Here is a 14,891-nt window from a genome sequence, read left to right on the forward strand (position 1 = left end):
TTCGTGATCCTGCGCGGCGGCATCGACGACTCCGCCAGCGGCGAGGCCGCACTCAAGGAGCTGCGCGAGCACGTCTCCCACGAGATCGGCCCGATCGCCAAGCCCCGCCAGATCATGGTCGTGCCCGAGCTGCCCAAGACCCGCTCCGGCAAGATCATGCGGCGGTTGCTGCGCGACGTCGCGGAGAACCGCGAGGTCGGCGACGTCACCACGCTCGCCGACTCGTCCGTCATGTCGCTGATCTCCAAGGGCCTGAACAAGTCCAGCGACGACTGATCAGGCCTGACCAGACCACCGCCCGGCAGGCTGACGCCCCGTCCCTGTCCCCGGCCTGCCGGGTGGTACCCATGTGCCGCGCTGTGCGCCGGGTTTTGTTGGTGCAACAGCGGATTTCTCCCGCCTCCACATTCCCTCCAGCAACTCCAGTCGCACCGCGGAACTGACCGTTCGGAGAGCTCCCCCCGACATTGTCGGCGGTTACAAAGGACTTCTGGTTACGCAGCGCCGAACCACGTCGTAGCAAAAACGGCCACCAGATCGCGAGCCGATTCCCAGCCAGGATCAACAAGCACCGCCCGAGGAGTTGTCATGAAAGCAGCAGTCGTCCACAGCTTCGCGAACGAGCTGACCATCGACGAGGTTCCCAAGCCTGAGCCGGGGCCGGGAGAGGTCGTCGTGAAAATCGAAACCTCCGGCCTGTGCCACACCGACATCCACGCGGCGCACGGGGACTGGCCGGTCAAGCCCAAGCTCCCGCTCATCCCCGGGCACGAGGGCGTCGGCATCGTCGAGAGCGTCGGTCCGGATGTCACCGAAGTGGCCGAAGGCGACCGAGTGGCGATTCCCTGGCTGGGGATCGCCTGCGGTGTCTGCGACTACTGCACCAGCGGCTGGGAAACCCTGTGCGAGAAGCAACTCAACACCGGGTACTTCATCGACGGCGGGTACGCCGAGTACGCCAAGGCGTCGGCGAAGTACGTCGCCAAGGTCCCGGACGGGGTGGATCCGCTGGACGCGGCGCCGCTGACCTGCGCCGGGGTCACGACCTACAAGGCGGTGAAGCTCTCCGGAGCCCGTCCCGCGTCCACGGTCGCCGTGTTCGGCATCGGCGGACTCGGACACCTCGCCGTGCAGTACGCCAAGATCTTCGGTGCGCAGGTAGTGGCGGTGGACGTGGTCGACGAGAAGCTCGAACTCGCTCGGGAACTCGGGGCCGACCACACCGTCAACGCGCTCACCGAGGATCCCGTGCAGGCGATCAAGGACCTCGGCGGCGCCGACGCCGCGATCTCGGTCGCAGTGGCGCCGACGGCATTCGAGCAGGCGTACAGCTCGCTGCGCCGGGGCGGCAAGCTGGTTTTCGTCGCGCTGCCGGCGGACAACTACGTGCAGCTGCCGATCTTCGAAACCGTGCTAAACGGCATCACCATCGTCGGCTCGATCGTGGGCACCCGCGGTGACCTGGACGAGGTGTTCCGCCTCCACCAGCAGGGCCGCACCAAGGTGATCCGGGAGGCCCGCCGCCTCGACGAGGTCAACACCTGCTTCGAGGAGGTTGAGAAAGGCCAGGTCAAGGCCCGGCTGGTGTTCGACCTCCGCAGCTGAACTGAGGCCCCGTGAGTCTGTTGGTGACTATTGCACGCTCAACAGACTCACGGGCATTGAGCGGACATCCTCGTGCCGACCCGGTTCATCCGATGATGGAATGATCGCGTCGGTTCCGACGACCACGATGCGATCGGCCCCGAGGTCCAGTGCCGGTTTGATGGGGGTGTTCAGCCGGGTTCCACCGTCGACGTACCAACCGTGCGCCTCGGCTAGGAACTCGATGCGGACTGGTGGGAACAGCACGGGCAGTGCGGCGGAGGCCCGCAGGTGCACGTGATCGATTGTCGCGGGCACGTAGTCGAGGATGTGGGAGCAGTGCAGCACGGGCTGCACCGCGCTCTCAACGAACACGACCGTGCGGCCACTGCGTACGGCGGTGGCGAGAAGCCCTCCAACATCATCTATCCTCAATCGAAACAAACGATGTTGCCACGACCGATTGAATCCGCCCAGTACACCTCGGCCGAGTTCCGTGCCACGCTCGCCGGTCTGGGCGTGCGACCGTCGGTAGGCAGGACCGGGTCGTGCTACGACAACGCGGTCGCGGAGTCGTTCTTCTCCACGCTCAAAGCCGAAATCGGCACCACCGTGTGGGCCACCCGAGAAGACGCCCGGCGGGACGTCTTCTCCTACCTCGGCTACCACAACTACGACCGTCTACATTCGACACTCGCCCACCGAACACCCCGCGAAACCCGCGTCAGCTATCGTCAAAGCCTCGCCCTCGTGGCATGAAACCCTGGTGTCCGGTCTTCTTCAGGGACAACCTCGCATTCCCCCTGACCCTCACCTTCGAACGGGCACCGGGAGATCCCCAGCACCCTGCACGTCACCGCGGCCGGCACCCGGATCGGGGGCGCCGGCCGCGGCCAGGTCACGCCACGAGCGGGAACACTATTTTCCCGGCAAATTGCCCTGCGACAAGTACGCCGCCGCCTTGCGCAGGACCTCGTTCTCCCAACCGAGGTCGAGCAGCAGTGGCCAACGCAGCTCATCCACTGCCGCAACGCGGAACTACCGGAACTTCTCGCCTACCACTAGTTCCGCCAACGGCTGTGCATTCACGCGGAGCAGGCGGAGACGCTGGATGAGCAGCCTCGATCAACGAGTACACCCGAGCCCCTGACACCGATCAACAAAACACCAAGTCAACCCGTGCACCGAGTTTTGGCACCGTACAGGCTGGACCTGCACAGCGACAGTACGGCTATCCTCGTCCGCGTCACCGGCCAGGACCTACCGGCCCTGGACCCCGACGTGCGGCTCACCATCCGCGGTCGCGCCGTCGCCCACCACACCAACGGGACCCGTTTAGATGGGTGTTCCGGCGGCCCTGTTCAGCTGGCGCCACCCGACTGCGGATTAGCGCCGGACGGGTCTGCGGTGGATCGACTTGTACGTGAGGTACGCGGAGAGACCTTCGGTCCCGTACTCCACGCCGAGACCGGAATCGTGTCGACCTCCGAAGGGGGCGCTGTGGTTGGAGGCGAAGAAGTTGATACCGACCGACCCGGTGTCCATCCGCCTGGCCACCTCCAGCGCCGCGTTCTGGTGGGTTGAGAACACCAGGCCGCCGAGCCCGAAGTCGGTACCGTTGGCAATTTCCACGGCTTCGTCGACGGTCTCGTAACGCATGATCGTGATGACCGGCCCGAAGATCTCCTCCCGGGCGACCCGCATCTGCGGTGTGACGTCTGCCAGCACGGTCGGTTCGATGAAATAGCCGCGGTCGACGTCGGCCGCGTCACCTCCGGTGACGATGCGCGCCCCTTCCGCGCGCGCGGATTCCAGGAAGCCCAGCACCGTTTCGTACTGTGTTTTCGTCGCGACCGGGCCGAAAACCGTGTCCTCGTCGAACGGGTCGCCCTGCTTGGCCGCACTGATCGTGCGGGCCACGAGGTCCACCACCTCGTCGTAGCGCTCGGCCGGTGCCAGGATTCGCGTCGAGATGTAGCAGGTCTGGCCGGTGTTGCGCAGGCACGACCGGATCAGCACCTTCGACATCGCCGCCAGATCCGCATCCGGCAGGACGATCGCCGATGACTTGCCACCCAGTTCCAGGGTCACCGGCCGCAGCAGCTCACCGCAAGCGGCAGCGATCTTGCGGCCCACTGGGGTCGATCCGGTGAACGCCACCTTGGCCGTGAGCGGATGCCGGACCAGCGCGTCACCAACCGAACCCGAACCGGTGACCAGGTTGACCACCCCGGCCGGAACCCCGGCGGCCGCCACCGCTTCGATGACGAACCGGATGGACAGCGGGGTCGGCGACGCCGGTTTGAGCACCGCCGTGCAGCCGGCCAGCAGCGCGGGCGCGAGCTTGATCACCATCAGGTTGATCGGGAAGTTCCACGGCGCGATCAGCGCGCAAACGCCGACCGGGTCGCGATCCACCACCGACTCCGCTCCCCCGGCCGGGAACTCTCGAACGTCCTCGGATTCCAGGTACGGAGCAAGACTGGCGAAGTAGCGGAAGATTCCCGCCGCGTTGGCCGCCGCCCCCAGGGTTTCGGCGACCGGCGTGCCGTTCTCCCGTGAGTTCGTCCACGCCATCAGCTGACCGCGCTTGTCCAACTCGTCGGCGATGCGCAGCAGGTGCTCGGCTCGCTGGCCGGGCCGCATCCGCGGCCACGGGCCTTCCCGGAACGCGCGCTCCGCCGCGGCCATCGCCGCCGCCACGTCCTGGTCCGTGGCATCTGGGACCGACCCCCAAACCTCCTCGGTCACCGGGTCCACGACATCGTTGCGCGCGCTGCCCGTCGACGCCGTCCAGGCGCCGTCGACGTAGTGGTCGTCGACGTGGGTCCACGGCAGCTCGAGCCCGGTGCGGGCACCGACCGTGATCGTCATCGCAGGACTCCTGTCTTGAGCAGCCGATTCGAGCGCTCCAGCTCGACGGTCGCCAACGTGACCGCGGCCTCGGTCAGCAGTTCCGGCACGATCTCGGCGGCGAGCCGGTCGCAGTAGCTGGCTGGGTCCATCCTGAACCAGCTGGAAGCCAGTGCGATTCCGGCGTGGTCGAACCGCCACAGCCGGTCGGCGTCGCGCACCAGGGCGTCCTCCAACGACTTGGCTTCCGGGCGGGTGTCGTGGCCATCGATGATGGCTACCACTCGCGCCACGAAGTCGTCGTCGTAGCCCAGCGGTGGCAGCACTTCCCGCGCGATCAGACAGCCCTGCTTCTCGTGCTCGTAGCGGATGGCCGCCCGTCGCCAGTCACCGGAGAACCCCTCGGACAGGATGCGTTCCTCGTCCACCCGGCCCCATCCGGTGTCGTGCAGCAGGATCGCGACGCGCACCAGCAGCGCGTCGGCCATCGGGTAGGCGGCGCAGAGTCGTTCGGCGTAGGCCAACGAGATCGGCAGATGGATGTCGTTGCTGCGAGCTCTCGTCTCCGGGATCACCGCCGCCCAGATGGGGTCGAGGTCGGTTCCGGTCGCCGGCGTCAACGAGATGGGCGACGTGTCCACGGTGCGATCGGTGGCGATCGGGGTAGGTGGCAGTGCAGTCGTCATTGGGGCTCGTTTCTGGTCGTGGTCGACAGCTCAGGCACGCGAGTGATGGCTTTGAGCGCAACCGCGGGATCAGCGGCCTGGTCGTGGGGAATGGCGGCTCGATTGGCGAGTGCGGACTTGACTGCCATGAAGTCCAGCGGGTTGTTGATGCAGTCCGCCGCGATCACGCGATCGCCCCGGTAGTAGAGGACGGAGAACTTCCCCTTGGTCTCGTCATGCCGGACGACGGTTCGGTCGTGACCTGCGGACAGGCCCGCGATCTGCAGCTTCAGTTCGCCCTGGTTCGACCAGAACCACGGGATGCCCGCGTACTCCTCCTTGCGACCGGTGATCATGTAGGCCGCGACCTTGGCCTGTTCGATGGCGTTGTTGACGCTCTCGAAGCGGACCCGGTCACCCGGCGGTGCGTCCGGCACCGGGTTCGGCAGGTTCGCGCAGTCGCCGACGGCGATCGTCACTCCGTCGGAGGCCACCGCGAACTCGTCCACCCGGACGCCGTTGTCGCACTCCAAGCCGATCGACTCGGCCAGCTCGGTGTTGGGGATGACCCCCACGCCGACCAGCACGAGGTCGGCCGGGATGACGCGGCCATCGACTTCGACCCCACCGACCGAATCGCCCTTGGCCACGATCCGATCCGCCTGCGCGGCCAGCAGGATCTCGATTCCCCGCTCGCTGTGGTGCTCGAACAGGTACTCCGACGTCCGCTGTCCCACCGCACGGCCGACCAGTCGCGGACCCTCCTCCAACAGCGTGACCCGCTTACCCATCTTGTGCAGGCTCGCGGCGGCCTCCAGCCCGATGAACCCACCACCGATCACGACCACATCCGACACCGCGGGTACCCGGGCCTTGAGCTCCAGCGCGTCGTCCGCATTGCGCAGCGACAGGACTCCGGGCAGGTCGCTGCCTTCGACTCGCAACCTGCGGGCCCGCGCCCCCACGGTCAGTGCTAGGCGGCCGAACGGGAACGTCGCGCCGGAGCGGGCGTGCGCGACTCCGGAACCGTCCTCGCCCTTGTCGACGCGCACGATCCGCTCGTTCTTGACCAGGTCGATGTCGTGGGAGTCCCAGTACTCCTGGGTCCGGTAGATCAACGATTCCTTGGTGACCGAACCCTGCAAGAACTCCTTCGACAGCGCGGGACGCTGGTAGGGACGGTGGTTCTCCTCGCCCAGCAGCGTGATCGGCTCCTGATAGCCCAGTGCGCGCAGGGAAACCGCGAGCTGCACGCCCGCCTGCGATGCGCCGATGATGACAAGACCGTGCTCAGCCATGGCTAGACCTGCGTCTCCGGAGTGGTCACGTGCAGGTCCATCCCCTCGGTGACCTTGATCTGGCAGCACAGCCGGGAGTTGTCCTCGCGGTCAACGGCCGCGCCGTAGAGCATCTCGTCTTCCATCTCGTCCATCGCGGGCAGTCCGGCGAGGTCGGCTTCGTCGACGAAGACGTGGCAGGTGGCGCAGGACAACGATCCTCCGCACTCCGCGACGATTCCGGGAATGCCGTTGCGCACCGCGGTCTCCATCACGGAATCACCCGCGTTCGCTTCGATCGCGCGGCTTTCCCCGGCGTGATCGGTGTACGTGACCTTGGGCATTGTCGTGCTCCCCTGTGTGCGGTTCAGATGAACTGGCGGCCGCCGTCGACGACGATCGTCTGGCCGGTGATGTAAGCGCTGTCGGGACCGGCGAGAAACAGCGCGGCCCCGACTATGTCTCCGGGCCGGCCCGCCCGCCGCAGGGCGCCGCGGTCCACGCCGTACTGCTCGGCGTTCTCCATGAGCCCGTAGCTGGCCTCGGTCAGGGTGAACCCCGGTGCGATCGCATTGACCGTGATCGACCTGCGCCCCAGCTCCTTGGCCATCACCCGGGTCAGGGCGATGACCCCGCTCTTGGAAGCGACGTAGTGCAACCAGTTTTCCGATCCGCTGTAGACGGTTGCGGAGGAAAGGTTGATCACACGTGCGTCTTCGGGCAAGTGCGGGCTGCAAGCGCGCACCACCAGCCACGGACCTTTGAGGTTCACCCCCATCACGAGATCCCACTCGGCTGGATCGACTTCCTCCAGCGGTGCGCGGGTCACGGCACCGTAGATCGCGGCGTTGTTGACCACCACGTCGATCCGGCCGCCGCCGAAATCGGCGACCGACTCGGCGAGCTGGCGAGTCGACTCGACCGAGGTCACGTCGACCTCGCCGTGCCATGCCTCGGCGCCGAGCTCGGCGACCTGCTTGGCCGTGGCCGCGCAACCCTCGGCGTTGATGTCGGCGACAGCGATGCGGTAACCGCGCTCGGCGAAACCGAGGGCGAAACCACGGCCGAGGCCACCGGCCGCGCCCGTGACGAGCACGGTGCGACCGGCGCCTTCGTCGTTGCGGATCAACATCTGCTCAGTCCTCGATGATCTCGACCCGGCCGGCACCGCCGTCGACGCGGATGCGCTGGCCGGTCTTGATGGTGGTCGAGCCGGTTCCGGTGCCGGTGACTGCGGGCAGGCCGTACTCGCGGCACACGATGGCGGCGTGGCTCATCATGCCGCCGATGTCGGTGACCGCCGCCTTGATCTTGCCGAAGATCGGGCCCCATGAAGGCGCCGTGATGGTGGCGACCAGGATCTCGCCTTCCCGCACCTGCCCCAGCTCGTCGGCGTGCTGGACGACTCGCGCGGGCCCCTCGACCACGCCAGGCGAAGCAGCCATGCCGGTGATCGTGGAATCCTCGGCGGCGGCGTCGTCACCGAGCCACTGCCGCACCTGCTCGGTGGTGATGCCGTAGAGCATCATCGTGAAGGGTTCGGTGATCTCGACGGGCGGCGTGTTCAGCGCCGGCTGCGGGCGCTGGGTGGCCAGCGCGTCGATGATGCCCCGGCGGCGTTCGATCTCGGCAGGCCAGTAGTGCGGGCCGGTGGGTTCGGCGCCGACCGCCCAGGCCGTCACCAGGTCGAAGATGGCATCGCGCACCTCGCCCCGGGTCAGGTAGAGCAGATCATCGCGCTGCGCCCAGAAACCCGCGTCGGCGAACATCGAGCCGAGCTCGCGGACCTTGCGCCAGAAAACGCCCATAGTCCAGTGCTCGATGTAGAAGTTGTGGTTCTCCACGTACGGGTAGGCGGTGGCCGCGAGTGCCCGCTTGGCGTCGAAGGCGGCCAGCTCGTCACCGTCGATGAGTTCGCGGTACTCGGCCACGACCCGGTCCCGCTCGGCGGTCAGCTCCTCGACCGGCCGCCTGATCTCGTGGCCCTTGTCGAGCCTGCGGATGTAGTCGGCGATGAACCCGAGCGGGATTTCCTGGTACTCGATCCAGTACTTGTCGTGGCCGTAGAAACCGTTGCCCACGGTGAAGTTGAACCACGGGTCCTGAGCCGCGGTGTAGGCCTCAACCCACTTCTCACCACCGGGTAGCTCACGCACCCGCCGCAGCGTGCCCGCCACGTCATCGGTGTCGGAAAAAGCGCTCTGCAGACCCAGTTCCACCGCGAGGGCAGCGAGCTTCTTCAGCTCGTCATCCGGACGGAACAGCTCCATGTCCACGCCCTGCACCATCTTGGCCACGGACTGGTCGGGGATATCCGGGAAGAGTTGCTTGCAGAAGCCGAAGAAGTCCAGGTAGGCGAGGTAGCCGAGGTTGAGGAACTCGAAGTGGTACTGCCAGTTCTGGTAGCAGAGCTGGATCAGCCGGTCGTAGTTCTCCATCAGGACTTCGGAGCCGTCCTTGGCCTTGCCGCTCTCGATGTCGGCGAACGGCACCACCTCGGGCAGCGGCTCAAAGATCAGCGCCTCCATCTCGTCGATGGTGGCGCGCACCTTCCGGTGCCAGGACGCCAGCAGCTCGTCCCAGTTCTGGAAGTAGTGCGAAACGCGCCGCTCGAACTCCGGAACGCGCTGCGGGATCTCGTCCTCCGGCACCGGTACCGGGCTCATGTACAGGTATCCCAAGTGGACCTTGAACTCGATGCCGTTGGCCGACGGGATCCGCAGGTGGCGGGTGTTGTACTGCCCCAGGCACTTCACCGCGAACTCGCCGCCGATCGTCTCGAACGGCTTGAACACGGTCGGCCAGTGCTGGCTGTCGCAGAACCAGAACTTCTCGTCCTCGGCACCGCTGAGGTTCTGGAAAACCAGGTTGTACGGGTAAAGCCGTTCCCAACCCTCGGCGCCTTCGGGCACGGGCAGCTGCGACGGCTTCGGGAAGGACTTCATCGTCACTTGAGCAGTCATGCGGAGTTCCTGTCGTGGTCGGATATCGAACGGGCGCGGTCGCGGCGGGGTCAGGGCCTGCGCAGACCGCTGGTGAGACTGGAGGTGAGGCTGGCGACGTCAAAGCCGCCCCGAGCGGGAATCTCGGGGGCCTGCGGCACCGCCACGGCCTTGCTGGAGTGGACGGTCTCCGGACGCGACTGGAGCAGCAGCACGTTCTACCCGTCGGGCAGGTCGCGGTCGATGGCCCACTCGACGTCCTGCGGGCACCCGTAGTGCCGTTCGGCCTGCTTGGCCATGGCGGCGACCGCCACCACCTCATCGGTGCTCAAGCAGCACCGATCGCGGCGGTCGTCCTCGACCGGCCGCTCGACGAGCGTTCCTGCGGCGAAGTCCGGCACCAGCTCGGCGTGCTTGTCGCCGAGCGTCTGGGAGACCACCGAAAGCATCACCTTGTCCAGCACGATGTTGTCCGGGGTGACCTGACCGGAGACCACCATCTCGCCGACCCCGTAGGACGCGTCGATGGTGATCTTGGAACGGTCACCGGTCGACGGGTTCATCGTGATCGCCACGCCCGCCGCCCTGGCGTTGACCATCTTCTGCACCGCCACCGCCATCGACAGTCCCTCGTCGGGGATCTCGTTCTTGAGGCGGTAGAGGATCGCTCTGCTCGTGTAGAGCGAAGCCCAGCAACGCCGGATGTGGTCGAGCACCGCTTCGGCGCCGACCAGCCACAGGTAGGTGTCCTGCTGCCCGGCGAAGCTGGCACCCGGCAGGTCCTCCGCAGTGGCCGAGGACCGCACCGCGACGGGCGTTTCCTCGTCGAAGCGCGACTGCAGCTCGGCGAAGGCGGCCAACACCTGCTCGCACAGGTCGGCCGGGACCTTGCGGGAGCAGATCGCCGTGCGGATGTGCTGCGAGACCGCGTCGACGCTATCGAGATCGTCCAGATCGAGGGTCGCCAGCAGCCCGTCGATCTCGGCGTGGATCCCACTGTGCGCGATGAACGCGTCGTAGAGCGCGGTGGTGACGGCGAAGCCGGGCGGGACCCGCATGCCAGCGGCGGTCATCGTCACCAGGGATGCGCATTTGCCGCCGAGAAGTTCGTGGCGCGGCTCGGTGCCGCCGTCGAAGAACTGGATGAACTCCGCGCTGTGCATGATCAGTCCTCCCAGGTGACGGGAACGGAAACCGGCGCCCGGAAGGACAAGTTGTCGCCGAACTCGATGGCCTCGCCGTCGACGAGCCGCAGTCCGGGTGCGATCCGGCAGACCTCCTCGACGGCGACCTTGGCCTGCAGCTTCGCAAGCATGTTGCCCAGGCAGTAGTGGATCCCGAACCCGAAGGCCAGGTGTTCGCGCGCGTTCGGGCGGGCGATGTCGAAGGTGTCGGGGTCGTCGAACTTGGTCTCGTCGCGGTTGGCCGAGCCCATCACCAGCAGCAGGCCCGCGCCGGCCGGGATGTCCACCCCGCCGACGGTGGTGTCTTCGAGGGCCTTGCGACGCCAGGCGACGATCGACGGACTGAAGCGCAGCACCTCGTCGATGGCACCGGCGATCTTCTTAGGGTCCTCGATGACCTGCTGCCACTGCTGCGGGTGGGCCAGCAACACGCGCAGCACGTTGGAGATCAGCGTGGTGGTCGTCTCGTGGCCGGCGAACAGCAGGCTGTAGCAGACCGAGGCGATCTCGTGGTCGCTGATCGGGTCACCGTCCTGCTGCGCCCGGACCAGATCACCGACGAGGCTGTCGCGCTCGACCTGGTGCGCCTCGGCAACCAGGCGCAGGCACTCCTGCCAGTACTCGACCAGGTTGTGCGCGTGCGGGACCTGCTCCTCGTCGCTGAGGTCGCCCCAGGTCATCGCCGCGCGCGAGTCGGACCACCGCTTGTAGGTGTCGACCTGCGAGGTGTCAGCGCCGATGAGCGTCAGGATGGTGACGGTCGGGACCTGGTAAGCGAGCTCCTTGACCAGGTCAGCGGTGTTGACGCCCTTGTTCAGCAGCTGTTGGAGCTGGTCGGTGACGTTCGCGCGGATGGCCGGTTCGAGCGCTTTGTACCGCCGCGGGGTGAACGCCTTGGCCACGACCTTGCGAATGCGGGTGTGCTCGGGCGGGGTCCGCGCGGACAGACCCGAGTAAGCAGTGAAACCCCCTTCGGCCATGATCCGCTTGGCTTCCGGGCCTCGTTCGCGGACCGGAGCCTGGGCGTTCTCGCTGCTGAAGATCTCCCAGTCCTCGAACACCGCCTTGACGTCATCAAAGCGGGTCACGACCCAGTACCCAATGCGCTCGTCGTACATCACCGGTTCCTCGGCCCGCAGCGCCGCGTACGCCGGGAACGGATCGCCCTGCCGGAAAGGCTCGTAGCCGTGGTGCACCGGGCACGCCGGTTCACCAGCGGATCGGACGTCGGTGGACGCTGACATCGGCACTCCCTCGTGTCGTCGTGATGGGGCTCTCACCGGTGGGAGCAGTCTGCGTTCACCCCGCTGCCCCGACAATGCGCGACTTTCATTCAATGAAAGCGACTTGTCGGCTCAACGACTCGATCGAGCCACCTCAACTGCGAAAACATCGGTCATGGGAAGTCTCGCAAAGGCTCGTTCGATTCGCCGGGAGATCCCCTGCAAGACCTGCAGGTACCGGGTCACCTGCGGCGCTTGGGTCGAGAGCATGACCAGCCCGATGGCGGCAACGGCCCGGCCGGAGTCGCCGAACACCGGCACTGCGATCGAGCACGAACCGGGACGCATCTCCTCGAACGTCGTCGCGTAGCCCTGTTCCCGGGCGTGCTTGAGCTCCTCCCGCAACCGAGCCGGGTTGGCGTGCGTGCTCTTGGTCGGCACCTCCAGGTCTCGCGCGAGGTATGCCTCCCGAAGCCAGTCGTCCTCGTAGGCCAGCAGCACCTTGCCGACCGCGGTGGCGTGCAGCGGGAGGCGCCCGCCCACCCGCGAGGCGCGCGGCACCCGCTTCGAGCTGTAGATGCGGTCGACGTAGAGGGCCTCGTGGCCTTCCCGGACAGCCAGATGCGCCGTCTCCTGGGTGAGCGAGAACAGGTCCTGCAGGTACGGACGTGCGGCATCCCGGAGCTGCCGACCGCCGTTCTGCGCCACCTCCCAAAGCCGCAGGCCCACGCTGTAGCGGCCGTTGTCGTCCCGGTGCAGCGCGCCCCATTCGACGAGCTCGCGGACGAGCCGGTAGGCGGTCGGCAGCGGCAGGTCCGCGACCTCGGCGATCCTGGTCAGCGACAACGACGCCGAGCCGGACTCGAACGCCTCCAGGATGCCGAGCACCTTCGATGTCACCGATCGGCCCCGGGTGGATTCACCGGACACGCCGCCCCCCCTTCCAATCGGAGCTCGACGGACGGTTCCCACGGTCAGCCGAGTGCCACGCGCTGCGGGCTGGAGTCGACCCACGCGACGGCTGCCAGTATGCGCGCCATCGTGCGCGCGGTGTCGGTGAACAGGTGGTCTTGGACCCTGCTTCCGATCAGCCGCAGCGCAGCACGGCGGTCGAGCCCGAACCAGTTCATGATCGTGTCGACGCCGTGCGGGGTGAGCCGCCACAGCTTGTCCGCATCCTTGACCAACGCATCGTCGAGGGACAGGGCTTGCTTCCTCGAATCGTGCCCGTCGATGATGTCGATGATCGACGCGGCTCGCGCCGCATCGTGCTGGACCTGCCGGAGCACCTGCCCGGCGATCTCCGCCCCCTCCTTCTCGTGTAGCAGCACCAGGTCAGGTCGCCCCCTGCCAGGCGCGATCGCCGTAAGCACCTCGTCGGCAGGGACCTTGGACCAGCCGGTGTCGTGGAGCAGGATCGCCGGCAGCACCACCTCGGGATCGGCGTCCGGATGCGCATCAGCCAAGGCCCGCGCGATGCCGTAGGCATAGATCGTGTGCTCGTCGTTGTTGCGGACCGCGAGATGCGGCGCGGCCAGCTGCCAAATCGCATCATGATGCGCAGAGAGTTCGGCCAGGCCGGGCACCTCCACGGCTGAGGGGATGCAGTCGGTGACATCGCGGCCGTACTGGTTCTCGCCAGCGTACTGAAGGGGGAGCATCACCCCATCTCAGCAACCCCCGGCCGCCAAGACACCCCACCACTTTCATTGAATGAAAACGCCCCCTGCCGGTGAAGCCTTCGAGCTGTCATCAGCGTTTTCGGCTCCGGCCACAGCCTGGAGGTGCAGCGGTCATCCTGCCCTCGAAACCGTGAGCCACCCTACGATGCGGTTGCCTCAGGACGGTGCGCCTGCCGATCACCTCATCCGCTCTGCCCGGAGCCGCGTGCGGGGTGTGGGATGTCAAGCGTGGTCGGTCAAGTCTGCGCCGTCGCGCGGCTGTCGATCAACGCGACATGATGATCACAGCTCAAGTTCGACCTCGCCGAGCACCAATGCCTGTTCATGCCGACAGTGCCCGCGTGGCGAGGCGGCCGACAAGCTGAGCGCGTACCCGGGCCGGGATGGTCGGCGCGAAGCGGCGCAGGTACTGGTGCACGTGGTTTTCCGCGCCGAGGAGGAAGAGCAGGTCGAAGACGAGCAGCTGGCGGATCGCCAGCAGCGGCACGGGAGAACGCAGCGGCCAGAACGACAGGTTCCACAGTCCTGGCTCGTTGCACCCGGGTGGAACTGCCCGATCATGAGCCCATCGGCGACGAAGTCGTCCTTGGCCTTGCGCTGCAGTTCGTCCATCTCCGTCGAATCGGTGTGGTCCAGGCCGGCCAACACGATCAGCAGCGCCAGCAGTTCCCTGTCCTCCTCGGTGAGGTCGGCCGGGAGAGCCTCGTGCCAGGCTCCAGCCGGCCGATCATGGCGGGAAGGCCTGAGCCGTCGGCCACGTCCGCCTGTGTCGCCAGGCAGAACAGGTCCTTGCACAACGACGGCTGGGTAATCAGCTGCAGTCTCAGCCAGAGCGTCGCGGCTGCGGCACCGGCTCGGGAGCATTCCAAGCTGATCTCACCGAGGTGCAGATCCGGCTTGGCGAAGTACGTGTAGGGCGAGTCGTGGGCGAAGAATCGCCCGGCGTCTGGATCGGGAAACAGCACTGCCCGCATCCGTATGGCTGCAACCCGTGCTTGTGCGGATCGACCACAACGGAGTCGCACTCGGTAATCGCCCGCCACGGCTGCGGATCGAGCGATTCGGGGCATCGGGATGGGCGAGCAGGGCGAAGAACCCCCCCCGACCGGCCGCGTCGACGGGCAGCTTGTGCCCTCGGACACCGAACTCGTGACACATGCGCTCGAGCGTGTAGTGGGACTCCGAGCTATAGAGGCTGTTTTGGAAGGGGTTGTGGGTGGTTGTGATATGTGGCTGATGATCACGTGTGGGGGCGTGTCGTAGCCGCAGACAAGGGCGGGTTCTTGTTATCGCAGTGGTTGTCTAAGCCAGCGATCACAAGAACCCGCGATGTCATTGAACCCCGTACCGGCCGATGCCGACCAGGAGGGGTGCGGCTGCGGCTGCACAACCCGCCGACCCCGCTACCCCTCGGATCTCACCGACGCCCAATGGGCGGTCCTTCGACCCCTGCTACCAGCGCCTTTGACCAAGACCCCGCT

15 protein-coding genes and 1 pseudogene are annotated in these 14,891 nt (G+C 66.8%); 3 read left to right on the forward strand and 13 right to left on the reverse strand.

Annotation, left to right across the window (positions count from 1 at the left end):
• Both BLW84_RS44890 and adhP read left to right on the forward strand, forming a co-directional pair.
• On the forward strand, nucleotides 1-276 hold a 276-nt coding region (locus tag BLW84_RS44890; RefSeq protein WP_425441835.1), incomplete at its 5' end, for an AMP-binding enzyme.
• A 312-nt stretch (nucleotides 277-588) separates the two neighbouring features.
• Nucleotides 589-1,605 carry an alcohol dehydrogenase AdhP gene (gene adhP / locus BLW84_RS44895; protein WP_093278725.1) on the forward strand — a complete coding sequence of 339 codons (1,017 nt, stop codon included), beginning with the start codon at nucleotides 589-591 and terminating at the stop codon, nucleotides 1,603-1,605.
• Between the two features lie 27 nt (nucleotides 1,606-1,632).
• On the opposite strand, the gene BLW84_RS44900 is transcribed toward adhP, so the two are convergent.
• Complete coding sequence (locus BLW84_RS44900; protein WP_218157759.1) at nucleotides 1,633-1,941, reverse strand: patatin-like phospholipase family protein; 309 nt, start codon at nucleotides 1,939-1,941, stop codon at nucleotides 1,633-1,635.
• On the opposite strand from BLW84_RS44900, the gene BLW84_RS48800 reads away from it, so the two are divergent.
• A complete protein-coding gene (locus tag BLW84_RS48800) occupies nucleotides 1,924-2,343 on the forward strand; it encodes an integrase core domain-containing protein (protein ID WP_093278726.1) in 420 nt (139 codons plus the stop codon). The two genes, BLW84_RS44900 and BLW84_RS48800, sit on opposite strands and share 18 nt — an antisense overlap.
• 627 nt (nucleotides 2,344-2,970) lie before the next feature.
• Here the strand turns inward: BLW84_RS48800 and BLW84_RS44910 are convergent.
• The 12 genes and pseudogenes from BLW84_RS44910 to BLW84_RS48805 all read right to left on the reverse strand — a co-directional run bounded on the left by BLW84_RS44910 (nucleotide 2,971) and on the right by BLW84_RS48805 (nucleotide 14,384).
• Nucleotides 2,971-4,458, reverse strand: a complete 1,488-nt coding sequence (locus BLW84_RS44910; protein WP_093278730.1) for an aldehyde dehydrogenase family protein — start codon at nucleotides 4,456-4,458, stop codon at nucleotides 2,971-2,973.
• The gene (locus tag BLW84_RS44915; RefSeq protein ID WP_093278732.1) at nucleotides 4,455-5,123 is read right to left on the reverse strand and encodes an HD domain-containing protein; all 669 of its coding nucleotides are present in this window, start codon (nucleotides 5,121-5,123) and stop codon (nucleotides 4,455-4,457) included. Before BLW84_RS44915 ends, BLW84_RS44910 begins: the two co-directional genes overlap by 4 nt.
• Nucleotides 5,120-6,400: an NAD(P)/FAD-dependent oxidoreductase gene (locus tag BLW84_RS44920; protein ID WP_093278735.1), complete on the reverse strand. Its 1,281-nt coding sequence runs from the start codon at nucleotides 6,398-6,400 to the stop codon at nucleotides 5,120-5,122. The genes BLW84_RS44915 and BLW84_RS44920 overlap by 4 nt, the downstream gene beginning before the upstream one ends.
• Before the next feature lie 2 nt (nucleotides 6,401-6,402).
• Nucleotides 6,403-6,723, reverse strand: a complete 321-nt coding sequence (locus tag BLW84_RS44925; protein ID WP_093278738.1) for a 2Fe-2S iron-sulfur cluster-binding protein — start codon at nucleotides 6,721-6,723, stop codon at nucleotides 6,403-6,405.
• A 23-nt stretch (nucleotides 6,724-6,746) separates the two neighbouring features.
• Nucleotides 6,747-7,511 (reverse strand): SDR family NAD(P)-dependent oxidoreductase, encoded by a 765-nt coding sequence (locus BLW84_RS44930; RefSeq protein ID WP_093278740.1) that lies wholly within the window; start codon nucleotides 7,509-7,511, stop codon nucleotides 6,747-6,749.
• A 4-nt stretch (nucleotides 7,512-7,515) separates the two neighbouring features.
• The gene (locus tag BLW84_RS44935; protein WP_218157760.1) at nucleotides 7,516-9,342 is read right to left on the reverse strand and encodes a PEP-utilizing enzyme; all 1,827 of its coding nucleotides are present in this window, start codon (nucleotides 9,340-9,342) and stop codon (nucleotides 7,516-7,518) included.
• 197 nt (nucleotides 9,343-9,539) lie between these two features.
• Nucleotides 9,540-10,484 carry a PEP/pyruvate-binding domain-containing protein gene (locus BLW84_RS44940; RefSeq protein ID WP_177227064.1) on the reverse strand — a complete coding sequence of 315 codons (945 nt, stop codon included), beginning with the start codon at nucleotides 10,482-10,484 and terminating at the stop codon, nucleotides 9,540-9,542.
• Nucleotides 10,485-10,486: 2 nt separating this feature from the next.
• Nucleotides 10,487-11,749 carry a cytochrome P450 gene (locus BLW84_RS44945; protein ID WP_093278744.1) on the reverse strand — a complete coding sequence of 421 codons (1,263 nt, stop codon included), beginning with the start codon at nucleotides 11,747-11,749 and terminating at the stop codon, nucleotides 10,487-10,489.
• Nucleotides 11,750-11,860: 111 nt separating this feature from the next.
• Nucleotides 11,861-12,658, reverse strand: a complete 798-nt coding sequence (locus BLW84_RS44950) for an IclR family transcriptional regulator (protein WP_218157761.1) — start codon at nucleotides 12,656-12,658, stop codon at nucleotides 11,861-11,863.
• Nucleotides 12,659-12,702: 44 nt separating this feature from the next.
• Complete coding sequence (locus BLW84_RS44955) at nucleotides 12,703-13,389, reverse strand: HD domain-containing protein (RefSeq protein ID WP_093278749.1); 687 nt, start codon at nucleotides 13,387-13,389, stop codon at nucleotides 12,703-12,705.
• Between the two features lie 343 nt (nucleotides 13,390-13,732).
• Nucleotides 13,733-14,058, reverse strand: a pseudogene (locus BLW84_RS50615) (DUF6875 domain-containing protein).
• Between the two features lie 2 nt (nucleotides 14,059-14,060).
• The gene (locus BLW84_RS48805) at nucleotides 14,061-14,384 is read right to left on the reverse strand and encodes a hypothetical protein (protein ID WP_218157762.1); all 324 of its coding nucleotides are present in this window, start codon (nucleotides 14,382-14,384) and stop codon (nucleotides 14,061-14,063) included.
• Nucleotides 14,385-14,891: the final 507 nt, after the last annotated feature.

The sequence above is a fragment of the Saccharopolyspora shandongensis genome (genome assembly GCF_900106995.1).
GTDB lineage: Bacteria > Actinomycetota > Actinomycetes > Mycobacteriales > Pseudonocardiaceae > Saccharopolyspora > Saccharopolyspora shandongensis.